Here is a 16,326-nt window from a genome sequence, read left to right on the forward strand (position 1 = left end):
TGATGATTTATGATTTGCGATTTATGATTGAAAATGCGAGCTAATGAATGAATCATAAATCATAAATCTAAAATTATAAAGGTTATGGCGAAAAAGAGTGCATTAGGTAAGGGATTGGGTGCGTTGTTGCAGGATGCTGCCGAGGAGTCTAAGCCGAGGGGCGGTTCTTCTGCTTTACAGGAAGAGTTGAGACTGTGTGATATCCGTCCGAACCCGAACCAGCCGAGAACTATTTTTGATGAAGAGGCTTTACAGGAGCTTGCCGCTTCTATAAAGGCTATCGGCATCGTGCAACCGATCACCGTGAGAGAGGTCGAGGAAGGGAAATATGAAATTGTTGCCGGAGAACGTCGTTTCCGGGCTTCCAAATTAGCGGGGTTGGAAACTATCCCCGCGTATATCCGGAAAGTGGAGGAAGAGTCGATGTTGGAATTGGCGTTGATAGAGAATATCCAACGCGAGGACTTGAACGCTATCGAGATCGCTATTTCATACCAGCGTTTGATTGACGAGTGCAATTTGACTCAGGACGCTTTGAGCGAGCGCGTGGGTAAAAAGAGAACCACGATTTCCAATTACTTGCGTTTGTTGAGACTTCCTGCCCCGATACAGTTAGCTATTAAAGATCGGAAGATCAGCATGGGACATGCCCGAGCCATTATTAATATCGAGGACCCGGAAACGCAAAATATGATTTTCGAGCAAATCCTGAAATATGATTTTTCTGTCCGGAAGGTGGAAGAGATTGTGCGGGAACTGATGCAACCGGAGGAAGCGAAAGAGAAAAAGGTTGAACGGAAGCGTGAACCGATAGGCGACTATATGGCGTTGCAATCCCATTTGGCACGTTATTTTGACACGAAAGTGGATTTGAAACGTAATGAGAAAGGGCGGGGAAAAATAGTTATATCTTTTAAGTCCGACAGCGAACTGGAACGTATCGTGGAGTTACTGGATAAGATGGATAAGAAATAGAATTTGTAGTGAGAAGGATTTTAAAGAACATAGTTTTGATCATCCCGGTTTTGCTGATTGGTACGGGAATAAAAGCGTCGGAGTATTATCGCGTGGAGTTGCCTGCTACTTCGCGAGATACGATTATTCAGACGGATTCTTTATCATTCGAGGGAACGGAGATTTTAAAATCCTCGTTGAAGGAAGATAAGAAGCCACATTCTCCCAAGAAGGCAACCATTATGGCAATGATACTCCCGGGTTCGGCTCAGGTGTATAACGGTCAGTGGTGGAAAGTGCCAATCTTGTACGGGGGGATTGGGGCTACTGTTTACGGTTTGTCGTGGAACATGAAGTATTTTAAAAAGTACCGGAATGCTTTCGTGGACTACACGGATTACTTGAATGCTTTGGAGAAAGATCCTGAAACACCCTATCCGGCGAACGCCAGTTGGGATAAATTAATGAGGCCCGGTAGCACGGCAGAGGCATTTAATTCCAGTCAGCGGAAGCGTTTGCAGGAACAATTGAAAACGAAGAAAGATAATTATAAACGAAATCGGGATTTGCTATATATCGTTTCGGGAGGTATATATTTGATTCAGATTATTGATGCGACGGTATTCGCGCATTTCTATGATTTCGAGGTAAATGATGATATATCTTTTAATGTCCGACCTTCTACCGGATTCTCGCCTGTCAGCGGGGGTACCGTGGGATTAACACTAACATTTAATTTTTAAAGGAAAAAACATGCGTTGTTTATTTTTGTGGGTATGTGCTATTTTATGTTGTAACACGGTATTTGGTGAAAGTGATCGCGATTCATTGAAAGTGCGTCTTGAACCGCCGTCACGATTGAAATTATCGGCTCCTGTTCTACTCGTGGATTCTATCCCGGGAGCGTTTATCGAACGATTGGATGATTTGTATGGTAAATGGTATGTGACGCGGTTGGAGGAAGGTAATTACGTGGATTCCGTTTACCTTATGGGGTACGAGAGCGGTCCGGCTGTTCCCGATTCGGTTTACTTGAACCGGTTGGATGCTTTGAATTCCGCGATTAAGTTGTCATATAATGATATCGTGCGTAATTATATAGAACTTTATACCGTGAGGCGTAGGGCTCAAGTGGGTGCCATGCTAGGTTTGAGTTCTTATTATTTTCCTATTTTCGAGGAAGTTTTGGATCGGGAGGGGTTACCTCAAGAATTGAAATATTTGCCCGTGATAGAGAGTGCCTTGAACCCGAGGGCTTTTTCAAGGGCAGGGGCTTGCGGACTATGGCAATTCATGTACGGGACTGGAAAGATGTACAAGTTGGAAATCAATTCTTTTATTGACGAGCGTCGTGACCCGGTGAAGTCGACCGAGGCGGCTGTTTGTTTTTTGAAAGATTTGTACAAGATATACGAGGACTGGATTCTGGTAATTGCTGCTTACAATTGCGGACCGGGCAACGTGAATAAGGCTATCCGTCGTTCCGGTAGCAAGAAGAATTACTGGGATATTTATTTTCACTTGCCTAGGGAAACTCGCGGATACGTGCCGGCTTTTATAGCGGCGATGTACACGTTTAATTATCACGAGGAGCATAATATATTCCCTCTGGAGAACGAGTTGCCGACCATGTGTGACACGATAATGATTTCTGACGCCTTGCATTTTGAGCAAATGGCAAAGTTGATGGATGTTTCCGTGGAGCAGATTCGGGATTTGAATCCACAATACCGTTCGGATATTGTACCTGCCGGATTCGGGAAAAGTTATAGTTTGCGGATGCCTTATAATCACGTGGCGAATTTTATCGACAAACAGGATACGATTTTTGCTTATAACCGTAATTCTTATTTTAATGACAGTGACCGTACTGCCGACCCGAAGAGCCGTTTCAAGAAATACGCTCACGCTCATGCAGCCCCGAGTAATAAAGCCAAACTGATATACACGGTGAAAAGCGGGGATGTTATCGGGAAGATAGCCGAGAGATTCAACGTGAGGTTGTCTGATTTGAAGTATTGGAACGGGATGACAAAAGACCGTATTAATATAGGACAAAAATTGACGGTTTACGTGCCTAAAGATAAAGTGGCACATTATCAGTCAAAGGTTAATACCCGGTACGCGGGGGTTGCCGCCAACTCGGAAGTGGAAACCCAATCGTTGGCTGAAGGTGAGTTCTTTTATTACACGATTCGACGGGGAGATAATTTGTGGAGTATAGCTAAAAAATACCCGGGTGTTTCCAACCGGGATATCATGAAATGGAACGGGCTTTCCGAGAAGATGGTGAAGAACTTGAAACCGGGACAGAAATTAAAGATAAAGATATAATCGGACGAAAGTCTATAAAGTTGTGCTTGATGACTTACATATAAAACGAATCTCCAAGGGCGATCGTGTGGCATTTGGAGAGCTTCACGAGGGATTATATCAGCGGATGTTTTATTACGTGTACAAGATGTTGCACGATAAAGAACAGTCCGAAGATATCATTCAGGAGGCTTTTGTTTTGTATTGGAATAACCGGAATAACTTTTATAATTTGTTAGCGGTAAAGACCTATTTATACACGGTTATCAAAAACAAAATATTGGCGTTTCTGCGCGATACAACCAATCGGAAACGTATTCTTGAAAGTATCGAATGGGAGGAGAGCGTTACCGGGGATTATGTTTTAATTACTGCCGAAATCTGTGGACAGGTGCAACAAGCCGTTCGTGAACTTCCCGCTCAAACACGACGGGTTATCGAGTTAAGTATGCAGGATATGACTGTCGAAAAAATAGCCGAAGAGATGTGTGTTTCTCCTAATACGGTGAAGACTTTGAAAAAGGTTGGATACCAGACGTTGAGAGAGAGGTTGAAACATTTGAGGGCGTTGTTGCTTTTCTTGTCCGTGGGGTGATTTTGTAAAAAAAACAAAAAAATGCATTTCTATTCACCCGCTTTTCCGAGTTACGCAATTATAGGGTGTAGTTTACGGAAAAATGATATACTATGAGTGATATAGAAAAAGAAATAGGTATTGCGAATGTCGTGGTGAAGAAGCTGTTGGGAGGCGGGATGTTGGACGAGGAAGAGGGAAGGCGGTTGCGGGAGTGGTTGGAGGAATCCGAGGAACACGAGGAATTGTTCAGACAAGTGTCGGGCGGGAAGAAGAACGAGGAATTTCAGGATATCGTGCGTTTGTCTGACCGGAAAGAACAGTGGCGGCGTTTGGAGCGGCTTACGAGGGAGAGAAAATCTATCGGGAGGAGGACTTGGTTGGCATATGCAGCGGGAATGGTCTTGTTACTGGGGCTTGGTTGGTGGTTCGGGTTGCAACGGGCGGGCAAGGACGAAACAGTTGTACGGATGGCGGTCATAGAGCCGGGAAAGACACAGGCATTGTTGATTCTGAACGATGGGCAGAAGATTGCCTTGCGAGATAGGGATACTTCGGTTGCCACATCTGGTACGAGTATTAATATCCGGACGGGACAAGTGGCGTACGAGATGAAGAAAGAGATGCAGGATACTGTCATGGAGTACAACACGATAGTGGTGCCTCGCGGAGGTATTTATTCGTTGGTGTTGAGTGACGGGACGGAAGTATTTTTGAACTCCGATTCGGAGTTACGTTATCCAGTGAAATTTACAGGGAAAAATCGGGTGGTCGATTTGAAAGGAGAGGCTTTTTTTGAAGTGACTCCCGACTCGTTGCACCCGTTTGTCGTGCAGGCGGGAGAGATGCGGACCCGTGTTCTTGGGACTTCGTTTAATATCATGGCTTATACCGATGAGCCTACAATACAGACTACTTTGTTTACCGGGCGGGTAGAGGTGTCCGTGGAACAAACTTCATTGAAGGAAGTATTGGCACCGGGGATGCAAGCTAATTGGGAAGTGGGGGCTGATGATATTTCGGTGAAAAAGGTAAGCATGGATATACAATCGCTTTGGCGGGATGGCATTATCATGTTGGATGATGATGATTTGGAGAGTGTGATGCGTATGTTGGCACGTTGGTACAACGTGACTTACGAGTGGCGGGGCGACCGGAACGTGAAACATACCTTTACCGGGAAAATTAATCGTAACGAGGATTTGGGAAGCGTGTTAAGTACATTGACATTGTTGGGAGGTCCCCGTTTCGAGATTAAAGAAACGACAGTGTATATATACTAAAAAATAACCGGTGGCATGTGGAAGATGCCCCGGTCATTCAACCTCTTGGAAAACCAAGAAATTATTAATTTAATGTTTTACAAATCTATGCAAAAAAATCGTGAAATGAAACATCCGAAGATGTTTTCTGCTTCGTGTAGGCGATTATCTGTGATAGGAATCAGTCTTCTGGTCTGGATGATGCTTACTTCGCCCTTGGTATTCGGGCAGCAGAATGGTAAATTAATCTCGTTGAAATTGGACAAGGTAACTGTTCTTGATGCGATTAAGGAAATCAATCGTTTGAGTGGAAATTCGGTCAGTTACAAGCGGGAAGAACTTGAAAAGGAAGTTCGACAAGTGTCCTTGGAGCTAAAGGACGTTCAGATTATTAAAGCCGTGGAAGCCGTGTTGCAAGGAACTCGTTTGGTTGCTATTGCACAAGGGGAAATAATTTTAATTGTTCCGCGGAAGGATGATGTGGGATTGAAATCATTGCGAGTGAAGGGATTCGTGTATGAGCAGAACAAAGACGTGTTACCGGGTGTGACGGTGAAAGTGGCAGGGATTCCCTTGGGTACTTCGACGAATACGATGGGGTGGTTCGCTATTGATCTGCCGATACAGGAAGGCAAGCTGGAATTTTCTTTCGTGGGATACAAAAAGAAAGTAGTGAATTTTACAGCAACGACGGATACCTTACGGGTAGTGATGGAGGAAGATTTTCAACAGGTGGATGAAGTGGTTGTAACAGGTATATTCAACAAACCCAAAGAGAGTTTCACGGGAGCGGTGACGGCAATCACGAAGGAGGATTTGAAAACAAATTTTTCTCGAAATTTGATTCAAACGTTGGCGAATATTGATGCCAGTTTGTTGATCGTTCAGAACAATAATATGGGGTCAGACCCGAACACGTTACCTGAAATACAGTTGCGGGGAGCATCTACTATGCTTGATCTTTCGGATTTGGAATCTCAGACCCGGCATCCGGAATATAATCAACCGTTGTTTATTATGGATGGGTTTGAGGTGGATCTAGAACGTGTAATGGACTTGAATCAGAATGATATCGAGAATATTACAATTTTGAAGGATGCAAGCGCCACTTCCTTGTATGGTTCCCGGGGAGCTAACGGGGTGATTGTCATCACGACAACCCTGGCAACTGCGGGGGCTCTTACCGTGTCGTATGAGGGACGATTGAATTTGCAAATCCCGGATCTCAGTACTTACGATAACTTGATGACTGCTTCCGAGAAATTTGAGATGGAAAAGATATATGGGGTATGGGATAACTTGGAATCTTACTTGCCAAACGGGCAAACATACCAAGAGGCATACGACGAGATTGAAGCTGCTATAGCTGCCGGCCGGAATTACGATTGGTTGAAAGTGCCTACTCGCACGGGGGTGGGACAATATCATTCTTTGCGTTTTATGGGAAATCAAGAAAACTGGAATTACATGTTGAGTTTGTCGTATGAGGATGTAAAAGGGGTAATGAAAGAATCGGAACGTAAGAATTTTAACGGAACGATGCAATTGGGGTACCGTAAAGATAAATGGAATATACGCCAAAGTCTTAGTGTCGGTTTTAATAGAAATCAAGATTCTCCTTACGGAAAGTTTAGTAATTATGTACAAATGAATAGATACTGGGAACCGTATGACGAGAGCGGGAAACCGGTGGACTATTTCTATCATCCGTCTTCTTCTTACGGGCCTATCGATAATCCATTGTATGATCATGCGGTGGGGGTATGGAATAAAACGAAATACATGAATTTGCGCAGCAATACGGCGATTGATTTTACGATTAATCAAAATTTGAAGGCACAGGCGACATTCGGCTTGAATTTTAAAAATACAAGATATGACGGTTTTACGCCACCGGAACATAAGAATTTTGAATACGTGACAGAGGTTGAACGGAAAGGGTCTTACGGGAGACGTGAGGGGGAAGAAACCATGTGGCAAATGCGTTTAATGTTGAATTATAATAACATTTTTTCGGAGAAACATATGGTAACCTTGGGAATTAACGGGGAATTGAGTGAGACGATTTCCGATGACGTTAATTGGGTTGCCACCGGATTCATATCTTCTAATGTCAGTCATCCCGGAATGTCGATGTCTTACCCGAGTTCGGGAGGGACAAACGGTAGTGAAAGTACTGTACGTCGGGCTTCCTTGATTGCTACGGCTAACTATTATTATGACCAACGTTATTTCGTGGATTTTTCTATCAATTATAATGGAGGTTCTTCTTATGGCAAGAATAGTCGTTTCCAATATTTCTATTCCGTGGGAGCGGGATGGATGGTGAATAATGAAATGTTCGTGAAAGAGCATTTGCCGTTTATCAACGAGATGCGTTTCCGTTACTCTTTTGGGGTTACGGGGAATATGTTTGCAAGCCCGGAGGTATCCATGGAGGTATTCAAAAGAAATTCGTCCAATGTTTATTTGGGGGGAATCGCTTGGACGTTAGGGCAGTTTGCCAATCCGGATTTGGAGCAGCAGAATACTTACCAGCATAATGTTGGTTTGGACTTGAAGTTATTTAACAGTCGTGTAACCGGTTCGTTGAATTATTATAATTATTTGACCAATAATACATTGACGGAGATGGGACTACCGATATCACATGGTTTTGAACGTATCATGGGGAATGTCGGAAAAATACGGAATGAAGGATGGGATGGAAACGTGGATGTGCTGCTATACCGGAATACTGAAAAAAAAGTTAGCTGGAGATTATTTACCTCTTTCTCCAAGCGGAAAAATACTGTAGTGAAATTGTCTGAAGGATATAAGAAACGGATAGAGGGCTATAATAAAGGAATGAGTAATAGTACGGATATTTTGAAATACCGGGAAGGTTATTCTTTGGATGCTATTTACGGATTGCGGACGGTAGGTGTTGATCCGACTTCGGGGCAGCGTGTGTTTTTAAAGGCGGATGGGGTTACTACCACCTTGGAACAGGATTCTGATGATTTGGTTTATTTGGGAAATCTTCAACCTAAATTGAACGGAACTTTCGGTACCTCATTCTACTATGGAGGGTTTAGCATGACAATTGGTTTTGGTATGAAATGGGGAGGGAAAGCAGTAAATTTCACGGAATTAGCGAAAGGTGAGAATGCGACTACGACGTTTAATATGGATCGTCGGATGATGAAACACAGTTGGCAACAGGTGGGCGATCAAGCGCGTTATAAAAATAAGCACGGTGATTATGCCGGATTAAGTACGTTCACGTGTGATGCTTTCGTATGTAAAGATAATGTGTTCAGTTGTAACAATATCAATCTTTCCTATTCTTTCTCGCAAAATTGGTTCAAGAGAGCTACTGGATTGGAAAGTTTATCTATTTCGGCTTCTTTATCGGATATTTTTTATTTTTCCACGATCGAGCGAGAGAGAGGAACGGCTTATCCGTTCTCGGTTAATCCGAATTTCTCGATTTCATGTACATTTTAAAATTCAAACTTATGATGAAAAAAGTTATATACACGGTAGGGTTGAGTATGATGCTGTGTGCTTGTACCGATTGGTTGACCGTGCAGCCGGAAGCATCGATGACTACAGAGACGTTGTTCCAAACGGATAACGGCGTGAAATACGGGTTGAACGGAGCATACATGCTCGCACAATATGTTTATGGACCTTCGGGATCTTTGGGGGGAACAAGTATCGTGGAAAATATGGCTAATACTTATCTTTATACGATAAATTCGGACGGGGAGAAATGGGCAAATCATATTTATGAGGATACAGATTCTCAAAAGGACGTTAATGCAAGTACTTTTTTACAATCTTATAACATTATTGCTAATTTGAATTCCTTGCTTAATGAAATGGTTGCTCATCAAGGTAAGATTACGCCCGAGTGTTATGCTATTGTACGGGGGGAAGCTTTTGCTTTGCGTGCTTGTTGTCATTTCGATTTGCTGCGAGTGTATGGACCCGTGCCTTCTAAAGTGGATGCGGGAAAGAGGTATTTACCCTACGTGCGGGTGAATGATCCGGAGAATTACGAGTATCATACTTTTGACCAATTTATAGAATATGTGCAGGCAGATTTAGATAGTGCAGAGTTTTTGCTGGGGAAATACGATCCGGTGTTAACTACTAATATTTCTTATACAGAATCGACTTCGTACGAGTGGTCCTATCGTAAGAGTCGTATAAATTACTATGGCGTGTTGGGATTGCAGGCTCGCGTGGCTTTATGGAACGGAGAAGAAGAGAAAGCCGTGCGTTACGCAAGGTTGGTGAAGGATGCTAAGGATTCGGAAGAGTCGTGGGCACAATTACAATTCAAATTAACTACTCCGGATGATGATGTGAATAGTTTTTACACGACTGATTTGTCGCATTATTCGGAGCATATCTGCGGGGTGAAGTGTGATCAATTCGATTTTAGTACTTCATTATGGGCTCCAAGAAGATTAGCTGCAACTAATGACGTGAGTTATAGAGAACTGTTGTATGGTGAAAATTATGCAGATGATTTGCGTTACCAGCATTTTTGGAAAACGGGAAGCGGAACATGGTATGCCCCAGATGGAAGTATACTGGAACAATATAAGGTGATTTCTATTACTATTAATAAATTCAGCCAATTTTTAGCGAATTCCACGAACAATTGCAAGGATAATTTTCCGATTATGCGTTTACCTGAAATCTATTTCATTATGATGGAGTGTGGGCCTTTGGATGAGGCGAATGTTCTGTACGAGGAATATTGTTCTGCACGTAATATAGAGTATGTCCCTTTAACCGATGCGGATCGCCAAGAGCGTGTTATGTTAGAGAGTATCAGGGAATACGTGGCTGAAGGACAAAATTTCTTTACGTATAAACGGAATAACGTGAGACGTATGTTTGGGGCAACGTCGGATTGTTCGGAGGATCAATATATCGTGCCGATTCCGGAAGCTGAAAGTTTGAATGTAAAATAATGAAGTTATGAAAAAGATATTAATGATGATATGGGGTGCCTGTTTATGGGGTGCCTGTGAAAAAGCGGAAGTTCCTTCCACGTATAACGGACCTGATGGCATTCATTTTTATTATGATCAAGCAGGACCTTTCGATGCGGATCCTTATCCGAATTCTGATAAAACAGGGTATTTATCCCTTTCTCAAGAGACGGATACTCTTTGGTACAAGATTGACGTCATGGGAAATGTGAGTGGAAAAGAACGGAAATTTGCCCTAAAACAAAGTGTCTTGTCTTCGATAGATAGTTCTTCTTATTACACGGGGATAGCGACGGTAGCTGTTCCGGGTGTGAATTATGTAGCTTTTGATGATCCCCGGATGGAGGAATATTACGTGATACCGCCTCATACTTCAAGTATATTGGTGCCGGTGATACTATTGCGTGATCCGGATGTTGATTTCGGATCTTCTTGGTCCAAAACATTTTGCTTGCATTTTGAGATCGTGCCGAATGATGAAGTGAAGATTTTGGATTCGAGATTTTATAGAGGAAAGGCTAAGTTTACTCAATGGAGTTGGTGACGGGAGGGTGTGTTTTAACACACCCTCTGGTTCATAAAGTCCATAAAGTTGAGCCTTTGGTTCTTAAAGTTTATAAGGTCAATTGATAGAATATTAAGTATTTACAAAAAACAGAAGACCTTTTGACCTTACGGACGTTATGGACTTTACAGACCGGAGGTGCGTTTTGCCACACCTCTTTATCACCAGAGAAATAAATCAGGTATTTTAAATTGTTAAATATATTGGCGGGTGTAATCTCGCTTGATATTAATTTGTATTTAGTTATGAAAAAGATAGTATTGTTGTTTGTAGCCGTGTGTCTTATGTTGTCTTTGTCGGCTCAGACAAATTTTCAGAATTTGGTATTAGACAAAGCTTTGGATAAAGCTAAAGGAGAGGGGAAGATGGTGTTCGTGGATTGTTACACTTCTTGGTGTGGTCCTTGTAAGATGATGGCGGAGGAAATATTACCCTTGAAGGAAGTGGGCGAGTACATGAACGAAAAGTTCGTGTGCGTGAAATATGATATGGAGAAAGGGGAAGGCCCGGAAATCGCAAAAAAATATGGAGTGAGTTCTTACCCGACATTTTTGTTATTGAACACGGACGGGAGTTTGAAAGATCGGGTCGTGGGTGCCTCTTTTGCTGGCGAGGAGTTCGTTTATAAAATGAAGTTAGCCATAGGGGATATTTCAACGGTACGGATGGATTCTTTGTATGCTGCCGGAAATCGGATGAGTAGGTTTATCCTCTCGTATTTGAAAGCGTTGCAAGCAACCCAACAGTATGATAAGGCACGAGTGATTTCAACAGAGTTGATCAAATCGTTGAATGATAAACAGAAGGCGTATGCCACCTATTGGTTCCTTTACGAGGACATCAATATTTCGCCGTTAGGTTCCGAGAACGTGGATTATCTCTTGGAGCACGCCGCTAATTTTCGAGAAGGTGTGGGAAAAGAGATCGTGAACGTGAAGCTCGCTTCTCTTTTTGAGGTACAATTGGAGGATATGCTTAGAGGAAGAAACAAGCGGGTCACCTTGTATGACGTGGAAACAATCGAAAAACGATTACGAGCATGTCAAATGACGGACAGGAAAGATTTAGTCGATTACATTGTTTTGGTGAAAGCGATGTTGACCAAGAATGCTGATGAAGCCTTTGCCGTGTGCACGAGATTATTTCCCGAGATGGCGGAGGATAAGTTGAGTTATCTCTATTTTAACCCGATATTGACTTTGAAAGGAAAATGGAGCGAGGAACAAAAAGCGGAATTGATTAAAATGTCAATGGTATTGTCTAAAAAAGTGAAAAATCCAGTGTTAAGTGATGGTTTTGTCAATTTTGCGAACTCAATAATTCCCAATCTCTAAAATGAAGAAACTGATATGAGAAGATTATTCTTGATAATTTGTCTTTTGTTACCTCTTTTGGGTAGGGCAGATGAGGAATCGAAAGTGAAAACATTGAAAAAAGGGGATAGCTGTCCGAGGTTCGTTTTTAAAGATACGAAAGGACATGAGATGTCGTTGGAACAATTCAAGGGAAAATACGTGGTGCTTGACATCTGGGCATCGTGGTGTCACCCGTGCAAGCGAGAATTTCCGAGTTTGAAGAAGTTGGAAGAAAAATACAAGGGTAAAAATATTGTATTCGTGGGACTCTCTTGTGATCAATCGGAATGGAGATGGAAGAATGAACTTGGTTTCCAGCGGGATATGGTGATGTATCAATGGTGGATTATGCGTGATGATTTTACGCGAGCGTTTCAAATTGCGGCGATCCCCCGTTTGATATTGCTGGATAAAAAAGGTCGTGTATTGCATTTGGCTTTACCGAAACCTTCAGATGAGAAGTTCGAGAAAATTTTGAATGAATTAAAAGAATTGTAATATGGTAGTTTTTCGTTACGTGAAACTATGGGTGCTATTATACGTGTTGACGTGGGGATGTGGTTCATCATCCCGGGATGGTGAATTTACGTTGACCGTGACGATGGCGAAGGTGGAACCTCAGAGTAAAATCTTCTTGTTCTACAAGGATGTCAGTGATAATTTGCGGATGGATTCGGCTATTTATGTGAATGGACGATTTACGTTAAAGGGAGTAACACCTCTTCCCCAAAGGGCTTTGATGCGTTTGTCACGAGGGAATCAAGGTGCCCCCGTTTTTTTTGAAGATGCTGTTTATTTCACGGATGATGCGATTTTCTTGTTCCTCGAAGAAGGGGAGATTAAGGTATCGGTCCATGATGTATTGCGGGGGGCAAAGTTGGAAGGAACTCCTTTAAATAAAGATTTTCAGGTTTACACGGATAGCGTGCGTTTTTACAGGGATTGGTTGGACGGGTATCGGGAAAGGTTCGGAAAGGCCTATCGAGAGAGGAACAACGAGTCATTGGATAGCTTGAGTAAAGAGAATGCTGTTATGCGGGCGAAAAAGGTGAAAGCGGAAAGGAGGTATTTTGATACTCATCTTGGTTCTATCGTTGCTTTGGATTGGTTGGCGAGGACGTATAATATAGCTCGCGAGAAGTCAAAGATTGTCCCGTTATTCGAGAAGCTGGAGGAGCAAGTGAAGAGTTCTTTGCCGGGACAAAAGTACAAGGCATTGTTGGACTCGGTACCATCTGTTGAATTGGGGAATATGGCACCGGACTTTGTGGTGGAAAATTCAAAAGGAGAGAGAATAACGTTGAGTTCTTACCGGGGAAAATATGTGTTATTGGATTTTTGGGCATCGTGGTGTGGGCCTTGTCGGGCAGAAAACGTGAATGTATTGAAGGTGTATGATCGTTTCAAGGAGAAGGGATTCACGGTAGTAGGGTATTCTTTGGATTTTTCTCGAAAGTCATGGTTAAATGCCGTGGAGAAAGACTCGTTGCCTTGGGAGCAGTTATCTGGTTTGGGTGATACAGAAATAGATGTGTCCAAATTGTACGGGGTAAGTGCTGTACCAAGTAATTTTCTAATAGATCCGGTTGGTAAAATTATAGCGATAGATTTGAGAGGTGAGGAGTTGGTAAAAAAGTTGGAGCAACTATTTTCTAATTGAAAGTGTAATTATGGAATTATATTGTAAGTTATCAAGTATTGTATTGAGTTGTATTCTAGTTGGAAGTATAAAATGCTTCGCCCAAAAAGGAGGTGATGTCGTTTATCGTGACTATACTTGTCAGGAAGCAGCTTTGCTTGATTCATTGAAGCAGGAAAGAGTGTTACCTTTATTCAAAGGAATGAGGGCGTTACGGCAACAAGCACAGGGGGTGAAGGAGAATACTCCGGTGAATATCATACCCCGGCGTGCGGGAAAATGGGTGATGACACCTGAGAATATAATCAAGGAAAGGAGGGCGAGTGTCTTGACTGTGAATAAATACCGGCGGAAAACGACTCGTCCGGAGAGCGTTATTGGGTGGGCAACAGCCGTCGTGTTGACAGCGGACGGTGTTTGCGTGACTAACTTTCACGTGTTTTGGGAATTACTCGATCCGGCAGCGAAATTGAACCCGGCGGATAGCGTGATATTCGTGGCGACAGAGGACGGTCGGGCTTACCCAATCACGGAAATTCTCAGTTTTAACAAGGCGGCGGATATGGCTTTCTTCAAAATTGATACCCGGGGGGATGTGCTTACCTCGATGCCCTTGGGCGATGATCTTCCGGCGGGGGCGAACGTACATTTGTTGAGTAACCCGGAAGGTTACCCGTACGTGTACACGCACGGTAGGGTGTCACGGACAATCACGTTGAACCCAGGTGACATCTTTTCCCGCAGGATGGAAATGACGGCTGATTTCGCGAAAGGTTCAAGTGGCGGTCCGATCATGGATGACCGGGGAAATATGGTGTCGATGGTGTCGTGTATCCGTGCGATATACTTTTCCAATCAACCGCCTTATCATTTGCAAATGAACGTAAAGTTAACCGTTCCAGTGAGTGCGTTCAAGCGATTGTTGGTCAACGGGAATTAATGCATCGTGCTCGTGCATAAACTTTAAGCAGGAGATTATCCGTGCATGGGGTGGTTTCTCGTTTTTTGATAAATGAAACCTGCCGGGAGGCTTGTTTCTCGGGACATAATATTTAATTATTATGACTCAAGAACAGAATAATATAGAGATAGAAAATGACCTTCCGGCAGGTACAGCCGTCGTGGTAAGTGATCGTTATCGTAGAGATCGATTTTTCGTGTGGTACAATGACGCGTACCGGATTGTTTTGTGTTCCAATATCGCTTGGTTGCAAGCGGATCGTGATTATTGTTACATTCATTTCAAGGACGGTGCTAAAATAATCGTAGTTCACCCGTTGAAAGAGGTGTTGGAGGTGCTTCCTTTTGAAGATTTTGCCCGTGTTCACCGGAGTTATGCCGTTTGTTTGGACCTAGTGGACCGATTGGTCGGGAATACGATTTACATCGGCAAACAAGATTTCCCGGTGAGCCCCGCTTACAGGGAAGATTTACACTCCCGTTTCCGCTTTTTAGGAAAAGTGAAAGGATTGCATAAATCTAAACTCGTGAAAAATAATAAATAAACATGTATAACCTGTCCCGAGAGGCAACCTCCCGGGCAGGTTTAATATTATATATCGGTTGTTTTCACGTTTAATATTGACGATTTCATCTTTTTTCAATGGATTCTTTGGAATGCAATAGTCTGTTTCCGTCATTTGAATGCAATGCGGCTTGGCATCGATGTGCTTCGTACTACTTTTGCCGATGAAAAGAGGGAGAAGAGCTAGCGAGGATAAGGGAGAAATTAATGAATCTACTTCCCGATATTGCGTTCTTCAGCGTTGAATTCCACGCCCACTTTTACGGTTTTTCGACTATCGGCGGAGTAGGGGATGAGGTATACCCGGTCGTCTGTGAGCGATGAGGCGGTTATCTCGATGCCGTCCAGTTCCCGCAAGTCGAAATCCGTCTGCTGCAGCATGCGTGCCAGAAACGTCGGCGTACCCGTGGCGAACCAGTAGTTCTGGAAGTCCATCACGCTCAACAGGCTGAACGGGTTGAAGACATCTGGCACGTTGCCACTGCTGAAATGATAGCCGTCGTAACGGCGTGCCAATTCCCCGACCATTTCTTTGGGAGTACCCCCGTAGTATTCCACCAGTTGATCGATTTCCGGTGCGAAATTCTCCTCTATCTCGGCAAGTGTCAACCCGCAGAGCGTGGCATAAGGTCGCATGAGGCTGATATCTGCAAGTTGGTTGAGATTGCAGAATATCCCCATCTGCGCGAACTTCGTCACTCCCGTGATAAAGATAAAACGCAACCACGGGTCGGCAGTTTTCAATACCGAGTAAAAGGCATAAATTTAGAATTTTGTTGATGGTTTGATTTTTACAGAAACAGTGTTCCTTAGATTGTGTGTTAATTATTTTAGAGCTTTGATGTAGAGAAGAGGAAGAATACGGGAAGAGAAGAGGGAGAGAACGGGCTACAACACCAGTAATACTCCCGAATGACACCCGATTAACACCAGACACGTCCATTGCGGTAGAAGTTCTGGTGCAATCGAGTGGGGGACCGTAAGCACCATTTCTTCCTCTTTTTTTCTTTTGTTTTTCGTGAATGGTTGTTATCCTCGTTTTGAATATTTGAATTTGATTAAAATTTAGCTAAATAGTTGATGATTGGTTGTTTTTTTTTGTATACCTTTGTGCAAAATTTTAGGGGATACTACATTAAAAACAC

General features: G+C 43.0%; 14 protein-coding genes. 13 read left to right on the forward strand and 1 reads right to left on the reverse strand.

The window, feature by feature from the left end; genetic code table 11:
* Window positions 1-84: 84 nt before the first annotated feature.
* From CS948_RS11650 to CS948_RS11710, 13 genes are all read left to right on the forward strand, one after another.
* Entirely contained in the window at window positions 85-975 is an 891-nt protein-coding gene (locus CS948_RS11650) for a ParB/RepB/Spo0J family partition protein (protein WP_099291918.1), read from the forward strand.
* An 8-nt stretch (window positions 976-983) separates the two neighbouring features.
* Complete coding sequence (locus tag CS948_RS11655) at window positions 984-1,697, forward strand: DUF5683 domain-containing protein (protein WP_255301985.1); 714 nt, start codon at window positions 984-986, stop codon at window positions 1,695-1,697.
* Between the two features lie 10 nt (window positions 1,698-1,707).
* Window positions 1,708-3,288, forward strand: a complete 1,581-nt coding sequence (locus CS948_RS11660) for a lytic transglycosylase domain-containing protein (RefSeq protein WP_099291920.1) — start codon at window positions 1,708-1,710, stop codon at window positions 3,286-3,288.
* Window positions 3,289-3,310: 22 nt separating this feature from the next.
* Window positions 3,311-3,862, forward strand: coding sequence for an RNA polymerase sigma factor (locus tag CS948_RS11665; protein WP_141560940.1), 552 nt, complete (start codon window positions 3,311-3,313; stop codon window positions 3,860-3,862).
* A 92-nt stretch (window positions 3,863-3,954) separates the two neighbouring features.
* Complete coding sequence (locus CS948_RS11670; protein ID WP_099291922.1) at window positions 3,955-5,124, forward strand: FecR family protein; 1,170 nt, start codon at window positions 3,955-3,957, stop codon at window positions 5,122-5,124.
* Between the two features lie 105 nt (window positions 5,125-5,229).
* Window positions 5,230-8,592, forward strand: coding sequence for a SusC/RagA family TonB-linked outer membrane protein (locus CS948_RS11675; RefSeq protein WP_176555034.1), 3,363 nt, complete (start codon window positions 5,230-5,232; stop codon window positions 8,590-8,592).
* 11 nt (window positions 8,593-8,603) lie between these two features.
* Window positions 8,604-10,076 carry a RagB/SusD family nutrient uptake outer membrane protein gene (locus tag CS948_RS11680; protein ID WP_176555035.1) on the forward strand — a complete coding sequence of 491 codons (1,473 nt, stop codon included), beginning with the start codon at window positions 8,604-8,606 and terminating at the stop codon, window positions 10,074-10,076.
* A 7-nt stretch (window positions 10,077-10,083) separates the two neighbouring features.
* Window positions 10,084-10,641 (forward strand): hypothetical protein, encoded by a 558-nt coding sequence (locus CS948_RS11685; RefSeq protein ID WP_141560941.1) that lies wholly within the window; start codon window positions 10,084-10,086, stop codon window positions 10,639-10,641.
* Window positions 10,642-10,907: 266 nt separating this feature from the next.
* Window positions 10,908-11,996, forward strand: a complete 1,089-nt coding sequence (locus CS948_RS11690; protein WP_255301986.1) for a thioredoxin family protein — start codon at window positions 10,908-10,910, stop codon at window positions 11,994-11,996.
* 15 nt (window positions 11,997-12,011) lie between these two features.
* Window positions 12,012-12,515: a TlpA disulfide reductase family protein gene (locus tag CS948_RS11695; RefSeq protein ID WP_099291927.1), complete on the forward strand. Its 504-nt coding sequence runs from the start codon at window positions 12,012-12,014 to the stop codon at window positions 12,513-12,515.
* Window position 12,516: 1 nt separating this feature from the next.
* Window positions 12,517-13,677 (forward strand): TlpA disulfide reductase family protein, encoded by a 1,161-nt coding sequence (locus CS948_RS11700; RefSeq protein ID WP_099291928.1) that lies wholly within the window; start codon window positions 12,517-12,519, stop codon window positions 13,675-13,677.
* A 10-nt stretch (window positions 13,678-13,687) separates the two neighbouring features.
* Window positions 13,688-14,596 (forward strand): serine protease, encoded by a 909-nt coding sequence (locus CS948_RS11705; RefSeq protein ID WP_099291929.1) that lies wholly within the window; start codon window positions 13,688-13,690, stop codon window positions 14,594-14,596.
* A gap of 121 nt (window positions 14,597-14,717) precedes the next feature.
* Entirely contained in the window at window positions 14,718-15,161 is a 444-nt protein-coding gene (locus tag CS948_RS11710; protein WP_099291930.1) for a LytTR family DNA-binding domain-containing protein, read from the forward strand.
* A gap of 233 nt (window positions 15,162-15,394) precedes the next feature.
* Here CS948_RS11710 and CS948_RS11715 read toward each other — a convergent pair whose 3' ends face one another.
* Window positions 15,395-15,946, reverse strand: coding sequence for an AAA family ATPase (locus CS948_RS11715; protein WP_099291931.1), 552 nt, complete (start codon window positions 15,944-15,946; stop codon window positions 15,395-15,397).
* Between the last annotated feature and the right edge of the window lie 380 nt (window positions 15,947-16,326).

The organism is Butyricimonas sp. Marseille-P3923 (genome assembly GCF_900184685.1).
Lineage (GTDB): Bacteria > Bacteroidota > Bacteroidia > Bacteroidales > Marinifilaceae > Butyricimonas > Butyricimonas muris.